This is a genomic window from Streptomyces sp. PKU-EA00015 (assembly GCF_013387495.1).
In the GTDB taxonomy this organism is placed as follows: domain Bacteria; phylum Actinomycetota; class Actinomycetes; order Streptomycetales; family Streptomycetaceae; genus Streptomyces.
Map to the genome: position 1 here is coordinate 24,258 of NZ_JABZEE010000047.1, position 19,680 is coordinate 43,937.

Consider the following 19,680-nt stretch of genomic DNA (forward strand, 5'->3'; position numbering starts at 1 on the left):
GGGAAACGTCCGGCGGATGCGCGTGCTTGAAGGTGTTTTCCGCTCCGTCCGGGGTCGGCGAGGGCTGGGTCTGCTGCTCGCCATGGTGCTCGTGAGTGCGACACCTGCCGTGGGCCCCGCCGTCATGGCTGCCGAACCCCCGCTCGCGCCGGCCGTCGACGAACTCCCGCCCGACCCGGGCCGGATCGCGTACGTCGGCGACGGCCCCCATCGCAGCGTGGCCACGATCGGCCCGGGCGGTGCTCTTGTGCCACTGCTGCCGCCCGGCGCGGCGGGCAACGACTGCCAGGCATCGGCACGCGGCGACGACATGGTCTGGGTCAGCGACCGCAGCGGCACGGGGGAGGGGGTGTTCCGGCGCACCGGCGACGGCCCGGTGACCCCGGTCGTGCACCTGGACGGCGGGCGGCTGGCCGATCCCGTGCTGTCCCCGGACCGGCGTTGGATCGCCTTCGTGTCGTGGGAGAACGACGACGGCGAGGGCAGCCGCACGTCGGCCTACCGCTGCGACGACTCCCGCGGCCGGTTCGGCGGTGCGCAGCCCTCCGTGTGGGTCGTCCGTACGGACGGCACCGGGCTGCGTGAGGCCGTCAGCAACGCGGACTGGGCCGACTGGTCCCCGGACGGCACGGAGTTCGTCTTCACACGGGACCAGCGGGCCTACCGTACGACCGTGGCCGCGGGCGGTGCGCAGGTCCCGGTCTCGTACGGGCAGACTCCGGCGGCCAAGCCGGTCTGGGAGCCCGCGGCCCCGGGCGGCAGGGACCGGATCGCGTACATCACCCGCACCGGCCGGGGTGAGCAGGCGCTCGCCACGGTCCCCGCGGCCGGGCGCGGGGAGACGCCGGCCGACATCCTGGCGGTCGGGGATCGCTACCAGGACGCACGCCACGGCGCCGCATGGAAGCCCGATGGCAAGGAGTTGGTGTTCCTGTCCCGCGAGCCGTATCTCGTGGACGCCCGGGCGGAGGCCTGCGGCACCTGCCGGGGCACGCCGCTGTACGACCCGTACGAGGTGGTGGGCTACGAGACGGAGAGCGTCGGCTGGCACACCCCGGCCGGCGGTGAGCCCGTCGTCATGGTGTCCGGGAAGGATCCGGAGGACTTCACCATCGAGAGCCAGCGGGCAGCCGTACCGCTGGACCGGCTCGAACTGCGGGCCGGACAGGGCGAGGAGAGCGCCCTGTCCGATCCCGCGTACGCGCCGGACGGGCGCAGGATGGCCTTCGTACGGACCACCGGGCCACCGGATGCACCCGACACCGAGCGGATCCTCGTGGGGGAGGAGCTCGGGCTGGCCCGGGCCGTGCCGCTGAGGTACAAGGGGATGGGCGTGAACGAGTTCCAGGAGCGGCCGGCCTGGTCCCCGGACGGCACCAAGCTGGCCTTCGCCCGGTCGGCGCCTCCTACCCGCGGCAACCCGGATCCGGCTGCGCAGATCGTGGTCGTGGACATCTCCCGGGGACCGCAGGACGGACAGCTGCTCCACGAGGTGCCGGAGCGGACGAGGCCCGGATACGGGTGCTACTCGGACGACCGTGACCCGTCCTGGTCACCGGACGGCGGCAAGCTTGCCTTCTCACGGCGGAGTGACTGCTCGAGGATCAACGCGGTTCCGGGGCAACCGCTGAGGGGGCCGGCCCCGGGTGGCCCCAGGATTGCCGTCGACGACGACAGCGGCGGCGGCACGTCGGACGGCAGCGGGCCTCCCGCGGACGGCAGCGAGCCGCCTTCGGACGACGGCGCCGGAACATCCGACGGGCCCGTCCGGCCCCAGGGCGACACCCGCGACCGCCACATCTGGACTGCCGGGGCAACGCCGGGCGGCGGAGTGCCGTTCGACGTGTCGGCCGCGCAGTGCGGCAGCCCCGAGTGCCGCGTGGTCGACGTACGGCCCGCCTACCGCCCCGGCACCAGCAGCATCGCCTTCGTACGCCAGACCACCGTGCCCACCGGGCCCGGCCTGCGCGCTGCACCCGTCTCGGGCTACGAAGGGCCGCGGATGGTGCTGGAGGTGGGCGACGACGGCACCCGCTGCCGGGGGCTCGTGCCCTTCGGCGACGCATGCCCTCTCGCCGTGCCCGCGCCCGACGGCGACGGACCGGGCTACGACATGCCGGACAACCCCGCCTGGTCGCCCGACGGCCACCGGCTGGCCGTCGACGTGGTGGTGTCCGGCTGGGACTCGGTGACCGACCGCCGGATCCGCGTGGTCGACCCGGCGAACGGCCAGGGAGAGACGCTGCCCGGCAAGCTCTACAACGGACAGCAGCAGCCCACCTGGAAGCCGAGCTCCGACCTGCGGGTCCACCTCACCACCGCCGACTCGCCGCTGATGCTGGGCGACACCGGCACGGTCGTCCTCGTCGTGCGGAACCACGGCGTCGCCGACGCGCCCCGGACCGGGGTCCGCGTCGAGCTGCCGACCGGACTGGACTTCGTCGCGCCGTCGGACCCCGAGGGGGCCTGCGCGGCCGATCCGGCCGACGCCGGGCAACTGCTGTGCGACGTGGGCGTGCTGAAGTCCGGCACCGAGGCGCGGATCGAGCTGGACGTGAAGGGCGTCGCACCGGGTGCACAGACGATCGAGGCGACCGCCGGGGGCGCCCTGACCGACCATCAGCCGCAGGACAACACCGACGAGCTGGTGGTCCAGGTCGTGGTGCCGGACCTGGCGGTCACCGCGACGGCCACCCCGCCGGTCATCAAGATCCGGGAGCGGTCGACCGTCGAGTTCACGGTCCGCAACGCCGGCTCCGCGACCGCCTTGAACACCCGGCTCACGCCGGCCGTTCCGCCCGGCCTCACGCTCATGTCCGGCACGCAATGCCCGGCCACGGGCTGCGACCTGGGCAGCATCGCTCCCGGCGCGGAGAAGAAGGTCACCCTCGTCTACACAGCCCGGAACGCCTTCTCCGGGACGATCGAGGGCAGGGTGACCGCGACCACGCGGGACAACAACCCCGACAACGACCGCGCGTCGGTGGATCTCACCGTCGTCGACCCCCGGATGCCCGACCCGGCGGTCACGGTGACCGCGGCGCCCTCGCGGATACCGACCGGTGACCGGTCGACCGTCGTCTACACGGTACGGAACCTCGGCGACGCCCCCGCGAAGTCGGTACTGCTGACGCCCGTACTGCCGAGCGGACTGACCGTCGTCACCGCCACACCCGCCTGCCCCGCCACCGGTTGCGCCCTCGGGGACCTGGCGCCGGGAGCCACGGTGACCGTGACCCGGGTGGTGACCGCGAGCAGCGCCCTGCGCGGGTCCGTCGCCGGTACGGTCACCACTCCCGGCCCCGACACCGACCCGGGGAACAACTCGGCCTCCGCGCCGCTGACCGTGGACGAGCGGCCGTCGCCCCCGCGGCGCTCCGCGGACCCGTCCGTCTCGGTGACCGCCGGGCCGCGCACGGCGTACTCGGGCGGCCGGATCACCGCCGAGGCGACCATCCGTAACGGCGGGCAGGTCACCGCGACCGGGCTGACGCTGAAGGTCGTCGTGCCGCCCGGACTCCGGGTCGTGTCGGTGTCCCGGCCGCCGTGCCTGACCGCGGACGGCTGCGGGCTCGGGAACCTGGCACCCGCGGCCCGCACCACCGTACGGCTGCGGCTGGCGGCGGACCGGGCGCTGACCGGAGCGATCACGGCGACGGTCACGACAACGGGCTCGGACAGCAACCTTGCCAACAACACGGCGAGCGCACCGCTGACCGTGCGCCGGCCAGTGCTCCGGCTCGACCCCGAGCTCGGACCGCCCGGTGCGGTCACGCAGGCCCGCGGCAGTTCCTTCCCGCCCGGGGCCACGGTGCGGCTGCGCTGGAGCGAGGGCGTGACCGCGGCGTCCGCGCCGGTGGTGGTCGGGGCGGACGGGACCTTCTCGGCGCCGGTGCTCGTGCTCGTACAGGACGCGCTGGGGCCGCGGGAGCTGCGGGCGACGCACGACGCAGTGCCCGTGCCGCTGTTCCGCGAAGTGAAGGCCGAGTACCTGGTGGTGCCCGGGGTGCTGCAGCCGTCCGTCTTCCAGTGGCGCAGGTGACCGGACATGATCCATGAAGTGGACGAGGCGCTGCGGGACCTGGTGCGAGGGGAGGCGCTGGGGGAGGGCGCGGACGTCGAGGTCGTCTTCGACGCACCGACCCGGGAGTGGGCGGCCCGGCGCAACACCCCCACCGTGAATCTCTACCTGTACGACATCCGGGAGGACCTGCGGCGGCGCTCGCGCGGACGGCAGAACATCTACGACGAGCAGGGCCGGGTCACCGCCCGGACCCTGCCGCCCCGCTACTTCACACTCTCGTACCTGATCAGCGCCTGGACCCAGCGGCCGGAGGACGAACACCGGCTGCTGTCCGCCCTGTTGGCGTGCTTTCTCCGGCATTCCGCACTGCCGGGTGGGCGGTTGGGGCCCGAGCTGACGGCGACAGGCCTGCCGGTGCCGGTCTCGATCGCGCTGCCACCGCCGGAGGACCGGGCGTTCGCGGATGTGTGGTCTGCGCTGGGAGGGGAGCTGAAGCCTTCGCTCGACGTGGTGGTGAGCGCACCGGTCACCACGGCACCGGTCTACCCGGCGGGGCCACCGGTGGAGGAGGGGCTGGCGGTCGACCTGTCGGATGTCCATGCGCCGCCCGCGACTCCGGCGTCCGTACCCGTCCCGGGACCGCGAGGCCCGCGACGCGCCCGCCGTCCTGGCGACCGGACGGGAGCCTGATGGACCATCTGCTGGGACGGCTCGGGATCGTCGAGGCACGGGTACGCCGGGCCGTCCGGGCACGACGGGCCGTGGACCCGGACGCGGACGACCCCTTCCGGGGCCTGTACCTGTCGGAGGACGCTGTCCTGCGGATTCTGGACGAGCCGCAGACCGTGCCATGGCCGGACGACCCGGTGGACGTGCCCGACCGGGAGGCCCTGAAGCGGGCCGCCGAGTCCTCCAGGCTGACCGCGCTCCAACGGAACTTCGGCCTGACGCCGCTGGACGTGGAGCTGCTGCTCATCGCGCTGGCACCGGACCTCGACCGCCGGTTCGAGCAGCTCTACGGCTATCTCAACGACGACGTGACGCGTCGGCGCCCGACGATCGGGCTGGCCCTGGGCCTGTGCGGGGTGGCCGCGGTCTCGGCCGGGGCGCGGGCCCGGCTGGCGGCCGACGCACCGCTGGTGGAGCGTGGCCTGCTGCTCGTGGAGGAGGGGGAACGCCCCTTCCTGGGCCGGTCGTTGCGGGTCCCGGACCGGGTCACCAGCCATCTGCTGGGTGACGAGGCCATGGACCCGGTACTGGTGGACGTGATGCGCCCGGTGCGGGCCGGGTCCCTGCCCGAGGGGGTCCTCGGCGATCTGCCGGAGCGGCTCGCCGGTGCCGTACGGGACGCGATCTCGCCGGTGTACCTGCGGGAGCCCGCCGGCGGCACCGCGCAGGAGCTGGCCGCCGACGCCCTGGCCGGGGCGGGGTTCACGGCGTTCGCCCTGGACCTGGCGCGGCTGGCCCGGCAGACCGGTCCCGAGGCACTGGTCAGGGCGGCCGGCCGGGAGGCCGCACTGGCAGGGGCGGGCCTGATCGCGGCCCCGGTGGAAGCGCTGGCGGAGCGGCTGGAGCTGCTGCGGGCCCTGGCCGGGCTGCCCGTACCGGTACTGCTGGCAGGCCGGGCGGGATGGGATCCGCAGTGGTCGGACGGCACGCCCCTGCTGGTGGAGGTCGGACGGCTGGGGGCCGCGGCGCGGGCGGCGGTGTGGCGGCAGGTGCTGGGGGACGGGAGCACGGGGGAGTCGGTGGCGGCCTTCGTCCTCACCCCCGAGCAGATGCGGCGCGCGGCGTCGGCGGCCCGGCAGCAGGCGGTGCTGGAGCGCGCCCCGGTGGGCGAGCCGGAACTGCTCCACGGGGCGCGGGCGCAGAGCACCTCCGGTCTGGAGCGGCTCGCCCGCCGGATCCAGCCGGCGGTGGGCTGGGACGACCTCGTGCTCCCGCCGGGCGTACTGGGCCAGCTGCGGGAGCTGGCAGCGCGGGCCAGGCACCGGGACCGGGTGCTGGGGGACTGGGCGATGCGGCCGGGCGGCGGACGCGGACGTGGCGTGATGGCGCTCTTCGCCGGGGACTCGGGCACCGGCAAGACGATGTCGGCGGAGGTCATCGCCGCGGCGCTGGGACTCGACCTGTACACGGTCGATCTGGCGACGGTCGTGGACAAGTACGTGGGGGAGACGGAGAAGAACCTGGAACGGATCTTCACGGAGGCGGCGGGCGTCAACGGGGTGCTCCTCTTCGACGAGGCGGACGCGGTCTTCGGCAAGCGCTCCGAGGTGAAGGACGCGCACGACCGCTACGCCAACGTGGAGAGCGCGTATCTGCTGCAGCGGATGGAAACCTTCGACGGACTGGCGGTGCTGGCGACGAACCTGCGGGCGAACCTGGACGAGGCGTTCACGCGCCGCCTGGACCTGGTGGTGGACTTCCCGCTGCCCGACGCGGAGCAGCGAGAGGCGCTGTGGGACCGCTGCCTGGGCACGGCGCTCCCCCGAGCGGACGACATCGACCTGGCCTTCTGCGGGAGCGCGTTCGAGCTGGCGGGTGGTGACATCCGCTCGGCGGCGGTCACGGCGGCCTACCTGGCGGCGGAGGCCGAGCGTCCGGTCTCGATGGCGGATCTGGTGGCGGCGGTGGCGCGGGAGTACCGGAAGCTGGGCCGGCTGTGCCTGGAGAGCGAGTTCGGCCCGTATGTGGGCCTTGTGCGGTAGCCGTCGGCCGGTGCCGTCTGCCCGAAGGGGCAGACGGCCTGCCCCCGGGTGGCGCCGGAGGTCTCTGTCCGACGGGCGCCGCACGGCGGATGGTGGCAGGTGAGCCAGGCGAACCGAGCCTCACAGCGGCACCGGGGTCAGGGGAAGAGATGCAGGGACACGAACACGGGCACGAGCACGACGCGGAGTGCGTGGCCGGTCCGCGGCCCAAGGCCGAGCAGGACGACGCGGGCGCCCCCGATGCCCTCCTGCTCAAGGCGGCAGCCGGCGGGCGGGCCGATGTGCTCGGCCCCGGCGGCATGCTGCGGCTGCAACGGGCCCTCGGCAACAGCGGTGTCGGGGTCGTGGTGCAGCGCTCCTCCGTGCACGACGTGGTGAACTCCGGTGGCGGCACGCCCCTCGACGCCGAGGTCCGCACCGACATGGAGGCCCGGCTCGGGCACGACTTCGGCGACGTACGGGTTCACACGGACTCCGCCGCGCACGAATCGGCGAAATCGGTCAACGCCCATGCGTACACGGTCGGTTCGCATGTCGTGTTCCAGCGGGACGCCTACGACCCCGGCTCCCACCAGGGGCGCACCACCCTGGCGCACGAGCTGACGCATGTCGTGCAGCAGCGGTCGGGCCCGGTGGACGGTACCGAGACCGCCGGGGGCATCAAGGTCAGCGATCCGTCCGACCGGTTCGAGCGCGAGGCCGTGGCCAACGCCGACCGGGTGATGTCCGCCCCGGCCCCTGTGGTCCCCGCCGCCTCGGTGCAGCGGGCGGCCGAAGAGGGCCGGGAGGCTTGCGTACAGGGCCTGTTCGTGCAGCGCGCGGCGGCCGAGGAGGCCGAAGAGGACGAGGCTCCGGCGGAGTAGGGGTGAAGGCCACAGCGGACCGGGCCGCCGGGGACGAACCCGCACGGGAGACCAAGGCGCCGCCGCGCCGGGCCCCGGACGGCGGCCCGGGCGCGGCCACCCGGCCCCGGCCGCTGGACCCACGGGCGGTCCAGCGGCTGCAGGCCCGTGCGGGGAACGCCGCCGTGACCCGCCTTGTGGCGACGCCGCAGCCGGCACCCGTACAGCGGCTGGACTCCGGCTCCGCACTGCCCGTTGCACCCACAGGCCTCACACCGGAGACGGACCCGCGCTTCAAGAAGGTCGCCGGTGACATCCGGGCCAAGAAGAACGCCCTGGCGACCCATCCGAGTACCTCGTCCCAGGTGAAGGCCGCGAAGGACGCGGCGAAGCCGCCCGGGGACGACAAGGAGGCGCAGGCCAAGGCAGCGCAGGCCGGGGAGATGGGCGCGGCGAAGCCCGGCACCTTCGACAAGGAGGCCTTCATCGCGGCCGTGTCCGCCGCGATCGCCGCAAAGGCGCCCAAGAGCCTCGACGAGGCGGACACGTTCACCCGGTCCGGGAAGACCGACGAGATCAAATCCCAGGTGTCGGGCCAGGTGAAGGCGGGCAAGGAGGGCTCGGCCAAGGACATCACGGAGAAGACCGCGAAGGCCCCTGACGAGTCGAAGGCCGTCGAGAAACCGGTCACTCCGCTCCCGGGACAGCCCGCACCGCCGACGCTCGCGCCTCCGGATCCGAAGGCGGCAGCGGTGGCGAAGGCCCCGCCCGAGCAGACCGACCTGAGTACGGGGCCCAAGGAGACCGACGCCATGATGGCGGAGGCCAAGGTCACCCCGGAGCAGCTGGCCCACTCCAACGAGCCGCAGTTCAAGGAGGCGCTCGACGCGAAGAAGGCGACCGACGCGCACGCGGCGACGGCGCCCGCCCGGTTCCGGGCGGCGGAGGCGGCGCGGGTGGCCGCCGAGCAGGGCGGCGCGGCCGCCGTCGGCCCGGCCGGCATCCAGGCGATGACGGCGGCGAAGGCGGGTGCCGCGCAGCAGGTCGCGTCGGGCCAGGGCGCCGCGCAGTCCAAGGAGGAGCAGGAGCGGGCGCGTGTCGCGGCGGAGATCAGGGGGATCTTCGACGCGACGAAGAAGGAGGTCGAGGGCATCCTCGGCGCCCTCGACACCGAGGTCGAGACTGCGTTCGACAACGGGCAGAAGGCGGCGAAGGCGGCCTTCGACGCCGACCACCAGACCAAGATGAAGGCCTGGAAGGACGAGCGCTACTCCGGCATCACGGGCGCGGCCCGCTGGCTCGCCGACGCGGTGCTGGACCCGCCGCCGCGCGCCAACCAGATCTTCGCCGAGGCCCGACTGGTCTACGAGCGCGAGATGCGGGCGGTCATCTCGAACATTGCGGACCTGATCGGCAAGCGGCTGGCCGACGCGTCGAACGCGATCGCGCGAGGAAAGCAGAGGATCGCCGACAAGGTCGCCGAACAGCCCAAGAGTCTACGGCAGTTCGCGCAGCAGGCGGCGAACGACATCGGCGGGGAGTTCGAGCAGCTCGAGTCCTCGGTCTCGGAGAAGTCCCAGAGCCTGGTGCAGGACCTGGCGGACAAGTACGTCGCGGCGCGCGGCGAGCTCGACGAGGAGATCAAGAAGCTTCAGGAGGAGAACAAGGGCCTGCTGAGCAAGGCGAAGGACGCGATCGCGGAGACCGCCGCGACCCTCATGAAGCTCAAGGACATGCTCCTCGGCGTCCTGGCCCGGGCCGCCGGCGCCATCGACAAGATCATCTCCAACCCGATCGGCTTCCTCGGCAACCTCGTCAACGCGGTCAAGGCGGGCGTGACGGGCTTCGCCGCTCGGATTGGTGAACACCTCAAGAACGGCCTCAAGCAGTGGCTGTTCGGCCAGCTCTCGGCGGGCGGCATCGAGATCCCGGAAACCTTCGACGCCAAGGGCATCATCAAGCTGATCCTCTCCATCCTCGGCCTGACCTGGACCAACATCCGCACCCGCATCGTGGCCCGGATCGGCGAGCGCGCGATGGGGGCCCTGGAGACCGGCTTCGAGATGGTCAAGGTCCTGGTGACGGAGGGCGTCGGAGGCCTCTGGAAGTGGATCGCCGAGAAGCTGTCCGACCTCAAGGACACGGTCATCGGCGCGATCAAGGACTTCGTGACCGAGAAGATCGTCACGGCGGGCATCACCTGGATCGTCTCGATGCTGAACCCGGCGTCGGCGTTCGTGCGGGCCTGCAAGGCGATCTACGACGTGGTGATGTTCTTCGTCAACCGCGCGGCGCAGATCAAGAGCTTCGTCGACTCCGTACTCGACTCCGTCGAAGGCATCGCGCGAGGGGGTGGCGGAGGCGTCCCGGCCCTGATCGAGCAGAGCCTGGCGAAGGCGGTCCCGGTGGTGCTGGACTTCCTGGCCAGTTTGTTGGGCCTGGGCGGCATCTCGGCGAAGATCAAGGAGATCCTGCAGAAGGTCCAGGCGCCGGTGATGAAGGCGGTCGACTGGGTGATCGGCAAGATCGTGGACGCCGGGAAGAGGATTCTGCGGTCCGTGAGAGGCGGGGGCGCGGACACCGAGCAGAGCAGGCAGGTCAAGGCGCTGGCCCGCAGCAGGCTGCAGCAGGCCTGGCCGACCGTCAATGACGAGGCCGGCCTCCGTCGGGTCGTGGCGGGCATCGCCGGTGACCTGCGGGGGCAGGGCCTGAAGAGGCTGGAGGTGGTCAAGCGAGGGGATGACAGCTTCGAGGTCATGGCCACGGCGAGCCCGACCAGCGGCGCGGGCAAGGTCACACTGAAGCAGCAGGCCACGGTCCGCTGCGAGGCGACCGTCACCTTCGAGAAGCCGCCCGCAATCGAGGAGCGGTTCGGCTCGCAGGCACTGAAGGACGGGAACGGCCGCGTCGTCATGCAGAACGGCAGCCCGGTCATGGTCCCCGACTCCCTCCCGGCGGCTGTTGCGGGGCATGGAGGCAGCACCCGGCGCGGTACTCAGATCGGTGGTCAGATCCTGCCCGTGAAGCCCGGCGAGAAGGTCGCCAAGGTGGAGACGTGGAACACCCGGGACCCCGTCAAGGGCTCCCACAAGAGCCACGCCGAGTACCAGTTCGCGACATGGCTGGAGAAGACGGTGGAGGGGGGCTCGAAGGTGACCGAGCTGAGCCTGCGGGTCGTGGGCAGGGGGCCCTGCCCGGGCTGCACGGGCACCTTGAACCAGCTGCTGGCCCGGCTCGGGGGCGGTGGCGCGGTCGCCGCCTCGATCAGCTACGACGCCAAGGAGCACAAGGACTGGGAGGGGACCGCCACCAACGCCGCGGAGACCCTGCTCGGCGGGCAGTGGGAAGTGAACGGCAAGAAGGTGGCCGCCAAGCTGGAGTAGCCGCGTGCCCGAAGGGGCACCCCGGGGTTCCCCCAGGGCCGTACGACAGGTCATGACCTTGAAGGGTCACGCGGCGCACGCTTGGGGCGACCGTTACGTCCCAGGGGAGGGCCAGGATGCCGTCGTACAAGTCACCAGGCGTCTACGTCGAAGAGGTCGAGGCCGGCTCGCGCCCGATCGAGGGCGTCGGGACCGCCGTGGCCGCCTTCGTCGGGCTGGCGGCCGACGGGCCGTACCACACGCCGACCCTGGTGACGAACTGGAGCCAGTTCACCTCCACCTTCGGGGACTTCATCGAGGGGTCGTACCTGGCCCATGCCGTCTACGCCTACTTCCTCAACGGGGGCGGGACCTGTTACGTCGTACGCATCGGCGGGGACGGCGGGCCTCCCGCTCAGGAGTCGCGGCCCGCGGCCGCCGCCGCGAAGCGGGGGAAGACCGGGGCGCTCCCCGCAGGGCCGCGCACTGCGCTCGGCAAGTTTCAGGTCGCCGCCCTGGAGGGGACGGGCGAGCAGATCGCTGTCGAGGTGGCGGACGCCAAGGGGGAGGCGCCCGCCGAGGACGCCTTCACGCTGAACGTGAAGCGCGGGGACCGGGTCGAGGAGACCTGGGAGGTCTCCGCCAAGCGGAGCCAGCGCAACTACGTGGTGACGGTGGTACGGGACAAGTCGCGGCTGATCACGGTGGAGGACGCCGGGCCCGCGCAGGCGCTGGACCGGCCCGACAACCAGACGGTGGGTCTGACCCCGGCGCCCGCACCCGCGGCGGCGCCCGCCGTCCCCGCGGCCCTCAGCGCTGCCGACTATGTCGGAAGCACCGACGAACGCAGCGGGTTCGGCGGACTGGAGACCGTCGACGAGATCACGATGCTGGCCGTGCCGGATCTGATGAGCGCCTACCAGCAGGGCGCGCTCGGCGCCGAAGGGGTCAAGGCCGTCCAGCTGGAGATGATCGCCCACTGTGAGCGGATGGGGAACCGCGTCGCGATCATCGACCCGCTGCCCGACCTCTCTCCGCAGCGGGTCAAGGACTGGCGCATGACGGGCGCCGGATACGACTCCAAGTACGCGGCCCTGTACTACCCCTGGGTGAAGGTGGCCGACCCCACGGCCCCGAACCAGACGAAGTTCGTCCCGCCGAGCGGGGCCATGGCGGGCGTATGGGCCAGGAACGACGAGAGCCGCGGCGTGCACAAGGCCCCCGCGAACGAGGTCGTACGGGGAACCGTGGACCTGGCGGTCCATCTGACCAAGGCCGAGCAGGCCCTTCTCAATCCGATCGGGGTGAACTGCCTCCGCAGCTTCCCGGGACGCGGAATCCGGGTGTGGGGCGCGCGCACCCTGTCGTCCGACCCGGCCTGGCGGTACCTCAACGTCCGGCGGTTGTTCAACTACATCGAGGAATCGATCCTCATCGGCACCCAGTGGGTGGTCTTCGAACCGAATGACGACGCCTTGTGGGCCCGGATCCGACGGACCATCTCGGCCTTCCTGGTCAACGAGTGGCGCAAGGGCGCGCTGTTCGGGCTGACGCCCGACGAGGCCTTCTACGTGAAGTGCGACCGCGAGACGAACCCGGCCGAAGGAATCGACGCGGGGGAGGTGGTCTGCGAGATCGGGATCGCGCCCGTGAAGCCGGCCGAGTTCGTGATCTTCCGGCTGGCCCAGTTCTCGGGCGGTACCAGCCTCGTCAACGAGTAGAGCAGCCAAGCAGAGCATGAGCAGGTAAGGGGCGGATGGCATGGCACTGCCGGACATGGACACCTCGGTCGGTCACTCCTTCGGGCTGGAGATCGACGGGGTCGTCATCAAGCAGATCAACGAGGTGACGGGCCTCAAGATGGAGCAGGACGTCATCGAGCTGAAGCAGAACACGGCGGACGGCAAGTACGTCATCAAGAAGCTGCCGGGTCGACCGAAGGCAGGCGAGGTCACGCTGACGCGCGGTCTGACCGCGGACAACAACTTCGAGAAATGGATCAAGGACGCCCGGTTCGGGAAGATGGGCACGGCCCGCAAGGGCGGCGCGATCATCGTCTTCGACTACGAAGGCCAGGCGATCAAGCGCTATACCCTGGTGAACGCCTGGCCCAAGAGCTTGGAGATCAGCTCGCTGAAGGCGGGCGACACCAGTGTCCTGACGGAAAAGCTCGTCATCACGTACGAGCAGATGGACGTGGCGTGAGCGCCTGATGCGACGAAAGATTGCACCGACGGCCGCCATCGGGGAGAAGGCCGGGACGGAGGCCGAAACCGTCGACCCGCTCGAGGGGTTCGAGGCGGCCCGTGGGTTCGACGCGGTCGAGGCCCGGGCCGGTGGAGGAGCCGACCCGATGCGCACCGAGTTCACCTTCGAACTGCCCCGCGGGTACGTCGACGAGACGGGGCGGGTGCACCGCAGCGGGGTGATGCGGCTCGCCACCGCGCGCGACGAGCTCGTACCGCTGCGGGACGACCGGGTACGGGAGAACCCGGCATATCTGTCGGTGGTGCTGCTCGGGCGTGTGGTGGAGCGCATCGGCTCGGTGACGGACATCCACGCGGGCGTCATCGAGGACCTGTTCGCCTCCGACCTTGCGTTCCTGCAGGACTTCTACCGGCGAATCAACGCCGAGGGGCACACCCGGGCGCAGGTGACGTGTCCGTCCTGTGAATCGGCCTTCGCGGTCGACCTGGCGGGTGGTGGACGCCTGGGGGAATCGTGACGTACGCGACGGAGCACCTGTACGACGAAGTCGCGTACATCGCCTACCACTTCCACTGGCCACTGGAGTCGATCCTCGAACTGGAACACCCGGAGCGGCGCAGGTACGTCGACCGGATCGCCCGGCTGAACCGGCTGGCCGGGGGGCGGTGAGTGACGGTGTTCGACGCGCTGCGGAGCTGGTTCCGCGGAAGGGCTCCTGTACCCCCGGCCGGCCCGGGTCCGGATATGGCACCGGCTGTCGTGCCGCCTCGTGAGGCCGATCCCGGCTGGCGCGAACTGCCGGTGCAGCGGCTGACGTTCGGGGCGCCGCCGCTGGTGAGCGACCCCAAGGGATTCGGTGACTGGCTGGCCTCCTGGCGCAATCCGTCGCTGCAGCGCCGCCTGGGGCACACGGTGAGCGCGGATGCGCCGTCTGGTGTCGTCGGCGGATTGCTGGAGCCCACACCGCGTCCCGCGTCGGTGCAGAAGTGGGAGTCGTCGGCAGGACAGGTCCCTCCGCAGGGACGGCCGATGGGGCACGCGGCCGGCGATGAGACGGCCGCGGTCACCCGGCCGGTCGGGCCGGTGCGGCCGGCCGAGTCGGTGGACGAGGCCCCTCCTGAGACCGTCACGGAGGCGGTCGCCCCTGTATCGCCGATGGATCCTCTGGTGGAACCGTTCGCGTCGCAGCCGTCCCTGACCGTGGCCCGGGTGGTGGAGTTGCCGCTGCGGACGCTTCCCGTCAGGGCGTTGCCGGCAGTGCCCTCGGTGAGGGCGCCGCGCGAGGCGGTGCCGGTCCAGCGGGTGGACGGGGGGCCGCGGCCCGGCCCGGGACCAGAGCCGGTCGCGGTTTCTGCGGACGCGGAGCAACCCCTGGTGGGGGAACGGCCCGCCGTCGAGGCCGGCCCCGCAGACGCGCTCGCTCCGGTCACGCCCGTTGCGGTGCAGCGTGCACAGGACGTGGCTCCTCTCGAGGGAGGGGAGCGGTCGGTGCCGGCGGAGAGTCCCGTCCTGCCGGTCATCGCGCCGACGCTCCCGGGCGCCACAGGGAACGGGCAGCACCGGCACGCCTCGCACGTCCCGGAAGGACCTTCCGTGGAGCCGGAACGGGCTCCAACGCCTGTGCAGCGTGTGCAGCATGTGCCAAGGGTGGCTGATGACCCTCTGCGCGACGAGCGGCCAAGCGTGCCCTCGCCTCCCTTGGATCCGCCGGATGCGGGGCCTGAGCCTCATCCGGAGCTCCACACGGCCGAGGAGGCCGCTGCCGACGCGGTGGCACAGACACAGGAGCGGCCCCTGATCGGGGAGCAGGCGATGACCTCCGTGGACGCACCGCCCCCGGCGACACCCGAAGCCCAGGAGCCGTCGGTACCTCCGGCGCCCGCGCCGCTGTTCCCGCAGCTGCCGATGGAGCGGTACGTGCACCGCGAGGTGCCTGCCGTACAGCGCTTGGAGGAGGAGCCCGCGGCCACGGTTGCCGAAACACTGCCGGAGCGTCCGCTGGTGGGGGAGCATCCCCTGGCGCCCGGCAGCGGGATGCCACCGGTCACGCCGGAGCCTGCTCCGGCGCGGCGCGGCGGGCTGGGGGCCCCGCTGTCGTCCGCGCCGGGAGCTTCCGTGGCCGAGCCCGTACCCGTAACCGTGCAGCGCCAGGAGCAGCAGCCGCCTGCCAGGCGGCTGGGCCTCGGGGCTCCGCTGCCCGCCGTACCCGAACCGGCGGCGGCTCCGGCGCCCGTATCGGCGCCCGCTCCGGATCCGGGGCCGACGGTGCCCGTGCCCGTCGTAGCGGAGAACGTGCCGGAGGAACTGGGACCGGTACCCGTTTCCGCTCAGCGTCAGGAGGAGCCGCTGACCGTGGTACGGGCCACGGCGCTTCAGCGGGCCCCCGAGGAGGTGCCCCTCGCGCCGGGCCCGGGGCCCGAGCCCGTGGCCGGGCTCGTGGGGGAGCGCGCACTCGAGCTGCAGGCCGCACCTGTGCCCGCGCCCGGGACCGAGGACCGGAGCCCGGACCCCGCGCCGCCAGCGGCCGTGCCGGTGGCCTGGGTCGCCTCGCCCGCTGATCCCGTACAGCGAGGGGAGCCCGTCGTCCCCGGACTCGTCGTGTCCGCGGCCGTACCGTCCTGGGCACCGCCGCCCGTGGCCGCGTCCGCGTCCGTGCAGCGATCCACGGCGCCCGACTCGTCGGCGCCCGTGCCGTGGGAGCCCGGACCCGTACCTGCGCCCGCTCCCGCGCACGTACCCGTACCGCGCGTCGCGCTGCCCGAGCCGCCGCCCGGGCCGGCCGCACCGGTTTCCTGGGCGCTCCCGCTCCCGGTCGTACAGCGAGCACCCGAGGCACCGGAACCCGCACCCGCACCGGAACCCTTACCAGCACGGGGACCAGCACCGGAGCCGGAACCCGAGCCGCCCCCGCCGCCGCAGCCACCCCCCGCCCAGGCGCAGCAGCAGTCCTCCGCCCCGGCAACCCCCGCCGCGCCAGGCGCCGGTGAGTCCACCGACGAGCTCGTCCGGCGGCTCGTCGGGCCGCTCAGCCGACTGCTCCGCGCCGAGCTGCGGCTCGACCGGGAGCGGGCCGGCGTCCGCCTCGATCCCCGTCACTGAACGACGTCAGAATCACCGAACGCCTGAAGGGAAGCCATGGCTCGGAACCAGCAGCCGGATCCCGCCGTGAGCGTGTGCTTCATGGTCGAGATCGACAACATCAACCTCGGGGCGTTCAACAGCTGCGAAGGCCTCGGCTGCGAAGTCGTCATGGAGCAACGGGAGGAGGGCGGCAACAACGGCTACGTCTGGCAGCTGCCGTCCCGGATCAAGTTCTCCAACATCAAGCTGAGCCGGCCCGTCACCAAGGACACCGAGAAGGTCACCGCCTGGCTGTCCGGCATGATCAACGGCGTTGCCCGGAAGACCGCGCACATCAGCGCGATGACCGTCGAAGGCACCGTCGTGGCCCGCTGGAGCCTGATGGACGTGGTCCCCGTCCGCTGGACCGGGCCGTCCCTCAGCCCGGAGAACGTCAAGGTGGCCACCGAGACACTCGAGATCGCCCACCACGGCTTTCTCCACGGGGGGAGTTGAGTCGCATGGCCAACCAGCCGGTCGCGTTCATCGCCGCTGCGGCCCCGCCTGGACCCGCCGACCCGAAGGGGGGCGGCGGCTCCCGCCCCAAGCTCGAACGGGCCTATCTGGAGTTGCGTCAGCCCCCGGCCGACGGCGGGACGACGACCCCCGGCCCGCGCATGGGACAGATCGACTTCCAGTTCAACCCGAAGGAACTCACCCTCGCCAAGACCGCCAAGTGGGAGCGGAAGACCGCCAAGGGCGCCAAGAAGGCCGGGCCCGCGGAGTTCAAGGGCGCGGGGCCGTCCAAGCTCACCCTGGAGATGTTCTTCGACGCCACCGCCAAGCAGGACGACAGCGTGGTGTCGGCCGTCGAGTCGCTGCTGTCCTGCTGCGTGCCCACCGACCAGACCCACCAGAAACAGCAGGGCGTGCCGCCGTGGGTGATCTTCCACTGGGGCGGGCTCACCGGATTCGTCGCGTACGTCAGCCAAGTGCAGGCCAAGTACACCCTGTTCACACCCGGCGGCCTGCCGATCCGGGCCACCTGCCAGGTGACCCTGGAGGAGATCAGCGGGCCCGTGCCGGGCCAGAACCCCACCTCGGGCGCGCTCGCCGCCCGCCGGGTGCACCGGGTGGTCTCCGGGGACACGCTCGCGCTGCTGGCCTGGCGCGAGTACGGAGATCCGGCCGCCTGGCGGGACATCGCCGAGGCCAACGGCATCGACGATCCGATGCGCCTGGCACCCGGGACGGAACTGCTGCTGCCCGCCGCCGAGGAGATCGGGGCCCCGCATGGCCGGTGAGAGCTTCGCCAACACCCTCGCCGTCGAGGTGAACGGACAGCCGCTGCCCGCGCCCGTGGCCGAACTGATCGTCTCCGCCTACGTCGACGACTCCACCCAGCTGCCCGATCTGTTCGTCGTCCGCTTCCGCGACCCCCACCACCTGGTACTGCCCAGGACGGGCATCACCATCGGCACGGCGATGAAGCTGTACGCACGCGCCGGCGACGACGCTCAGCGCCAACTCCTGGTCTCGGGCGAGGTCACGGCCGTCGAGATCGACCTCGACGCCACCGGCACCTTCACCGTGGTCCGCGGGCTCGACCACGCGCACCGGTTCTTCCGCGGCCGCCGCGTCGCCGGGTACCGGCAGATGACCGCCTCCGACGTCGCCGTGCAGGTGGCCAAGCGGGCCGGGCTGCCCATCGGCAGCGTCGACTCCACGACGACGGTGTACGAGCACCTGGCCCAGCCGGGCATCACCGACTGGGAGTTCCTGCACCGGCTCGCGGATCTCGCGGGCACCGAAGTCGCCGTCGTCGACGGGAAGTTCGTCTTCCGGGATCCTGCGAGGGCCGAGACGGCGCCCGCGACCTCCACCCGGCCGCAGGCCAGCCCCTACGTGCTCGAATTCGGGCGCAACCTGCTGCGCTGCCAGGCCGCGGTCACCGCCGCCGACCAGGTCCAGCAGGTCGAGGTGCGCGGCTGGGACGTGCAGGCCAAGGCCGCGGTCGTCGGCCGTGCTCCCGCCGACCACAGCGAACGGCTCCAGCTCGGGCTCACGCCGGGCCAGGCCGCCGTCGCCTTCGGCAAGGCCGTCTTCCTGGCCACGGACACCCCGTACGGCACTCAGGCCGAGGCCGACCAGGCCGCGAAGGCGCTCGCCGCCGACCTCGCCGCCTCGTTCGCGGAGCTCGACGCGGTCGCCATGGGCATCCCGCAGCTGCGCGCCGGGACAGCGGTCACCCTCGCCAACATCGGGGCGCCCTTCGAGGGGAAGTACACGATCTCCGGCAGCCGGCACGTCTTCGACGCGGACACCGGCTACCAGACGTGGATCACGGTGGGCGGCCGCTCCAACCGCTCGCTGTACGGACTCGCCTCGGGCGGCGGCGCCGGACTCCCGCAGGACCGCATCGGCGGCCTCGTCAACGCGACGGTGACCGACACCCGGGACCCCGAGGGGCGGGGCCGGGTGAAGCTGGCCTTCCCCTGGCTGGACGGGGAGTACGTCAGCGACTGGGCCAGGACCGCGGATCTCGGCGGCAAGGGCGGCGGAGGCGTCTTCGGTCCGGAGGTCGGCGACGAAGTGCTGGTCGGCTTCGAACAGGGCCGGGTGGACCGTCCCTATGTCCTCGGCGGCCTCTACAACGGCCAGGACAAGCCGTCCGAGCACGACTGCGCGCTCGTCGACTCCACGAGCGGGGCCACCAACCGCCGTTCCCTGGTCACCCGTTCCGGCAACCGGCTGGAGCTGCTGGACGCCGCGAACGGGCCCAAGGGCGTACGCCTGGCGACCGGCGACGGCAAACTCACCCTGCACCTCGACCAGAAGGCCACCTCCGTCACCGTGCACAGCGACGGGAAGGTCGAGATCACCGCGAAGGAGAAGGTCACCGTCAGGGCCGAGCAGGGCATCAGCATGGACGCCGGTACCGGAAAGCTCGAACTGTCCGGTCAGTCCGTTCAGGTCAAGGCACAGACAGGGGTCGACGTCGACGGCGGCGCGGGTGCGGTGAGGCTGCAGACCAACGGCCAGGTCGAGGTCAAGGGCACCACCGTCGGGGTGGACGGGAAGGCGAGCACCGAGATCAAGGGCGGGGCCAGCTGCTCGATCAGCGCCGCGCTCGTCCGCATCAACTAGCCGTATCGACCAACCGCATCAACCACCCTGAGGAGTCGTACGAGATGCCGCCTGCCGCACGCGTCGGTGACCCCACCGGGCACCCGGGGGTGATCGGGCCGCCCGGGGTGCCCACCGTGCTGATCGCGGGAATGCCCGCGGCCGTGGTCTCGACCCCCCACATCTGCTCGTTCCCGCCGCCGGCCGTGCACCCTCCGTCCGCGGTCGCCCCGCCCGGCTGCCCCACCGTGCTCATCGGCGGTCTGCCGGCCGCGCGCGTGGGCGACCTGGCCGTGTGCGGGGCGCCGATCGTCATGGGCGCGGTCACCGTGCTGATCGGGGGCTGA

At 72.3% G+C, this 19,680-nt stretch carries 14 protein-coding genes; all 14 read left to right on the forward strand.

What is annotated here, in order from left to right; genetic code table 11:
* Positions 1–91 precede the first annotated feature (91 nt).
* The 14 genes from HW130_RS36810 to HW130_RS26410 all read left to right on the forward strand — a co-directional run bounded on the left by HW130_RS36810 (position 92) and on the right by HW130_RS26410 (position 19,680).
* Positions 92–4,042, forward strand: a complete 3,951-nt coding sequence (locus HW130_RS36810) for a DUF11 domain-containing protein (protein ID WP_177152208.1) — start codon at positions 92–94, stop codon at positions 4,040–4,042.
* Positions 4,043–4,048: 6 nt separating this feature from the next.
* Positions 4,049–4,714, forward strand: coding sequence for a DUF4255 domain-containing protein (locus HW130_RS26350; RefSeq protein WP_177152209.1), 666 nt, complete (start codon positions 4,049–4,051; stop codon positions 4,712–4,714).
* Positions 4,714–6,735, forward strand: coding sequence for an ATP-binding protein (locus HW130_RS26355; protein ID WP_177152210.1), 2,022 nt, complete (start codon positions 4,714–4,716; stop codon positions 6,733–6,735). The genes HW130_RS26350 and HW130_RS26355 overlap by 1 nt, the downstream gene beginning before the upstream one ends.
* Before the next feature lie 149 nt (positions 6,736–6,884).
* Positions 6,885–7,598, forward strand: a complete 714-nt coding sequence (locus HW130_RS26360; protein WP_177152211.1) for a DUF4157 domain-containing protein — start codon at positions 6,885–6,887, stop codon at positions 7,596–7,598.
* A 2-nt stretch (positions 7,599–7,600) separates the two neighbouring features.
* Positions 7,601–10,960: a hypothetical protein gene (locus HW130_RS26365; RefSeq protein ID WP_177152212.1), complete on the forward strand. Its 3,360-nt coding sequence runs from the start codon at positions 7,601–7,603 to the stop codon at positions 10,958–10,960.
* Between the two features lie 116 nt (positions 10,961–11,076).
* Complete coding sequence (locus tag HW130_RS26370) at positions 11,077–12,660, forward strand: phage tail sheath C-terminal domain-containing protein (protein WP_177152213.1); 1,584 nt, start codon at positions 11,077–11,079, stop codon at positions 12,658–12,660.
* A gap of 40 nt (positions 12,661–12,700) precedes the next feature.
* Positions 12,701–13,144 (forward strand): phage tail protein, encoded by a 444-nt coding sequence (locus HW130_RS26375; protein WP_100110404.1) that lies wholly within the window; start codon positions 12,701–12,703, stop codon positions 13,142–13,144.
* 7 nt (positions 13,145–13,151) lie between these two features.
* Positions 13,152–13,664, forward strand: coding sequence for a hypothetical protein (locus tag HW130_RS26380; protein ID WP_177152214.1), 513 nt, complete (start codon positions 13,152–13,154; stop codon positions 13,662–13,664).
* The gene (locus HW130_RS26385; protein ID WP_177152215.1) at positions 13,661–13,816 is read left to right on the forward strand and encodes a DUF6760 family protein; all 156 of its coding nucleotides are present in this window, start codon (positions 13,661–13,663) and stop codon (positions 13,814–13,816) included. The genes HW130_RS26380 and HW130_RS26385 overlap by 4 nt, the downstream gene beginning before the upstream one ends.
* A 1,143-nt stretch (positions 13,817–14,959) precedes the next feature.
* On the forward strand, positions 14,960–16,246 hold the full coding sequence (locus tag HW130_RS26390) for a hypothetical protein (RefSeq protein WP_177152216.1): 1,287 nt from the start codon (positions 14,960–14,962) through the stop codon (positions 16,244–16,246).
* Positions 16,247–16,282: 36 nt separating this feature from the next.
* Positions 16,283–16,723 (forward strand): phage tail protein, encoded by a 441-nt coding sequence (locus HW130_RS26395; RefSeq protein WP_177152217.1) that lies wholly within the window; start codon positions 16,283–16,285, stop codon positions 16,721–16,723.
* A 5-nt stretch (positions 16,724–16,728) separates the two neighbouring features.
* A complete protein-coding gene (locus tag HW130_RS26400) occupies positions 16,729–17,511 on the forward strand; it encodes a LysM peptidoglycan-binding domain-containing protein (RefSeq protein ID WP_177152218.1) in 783 nt (260 codons plus the stop codon).
* Positions 17,501–19,354, forward strand: coding sequence for a VgrG-related protein (locus HW130_RS26405; protein WP_177152219.1), 1,854 nt, complete (start codon positions 17,501–17,503; stop codon positions 19,352–19,354). The genes HW130_RS26400 and HW130_RS26405 overlap by 11 nt, the downstream gene beginning before the upstream one ends.
* Before the next feature lie 44 nt (positions 19,355–19,398).
* A complete protein-coding gene (locus HW130_RS26410) occupies positions 19,399–19,680 on the forward strand; it encodes a PAAR domain-containing protein (RefSeq protein WP_177152220.1) in 282 nt (93 codons plus the stop codon).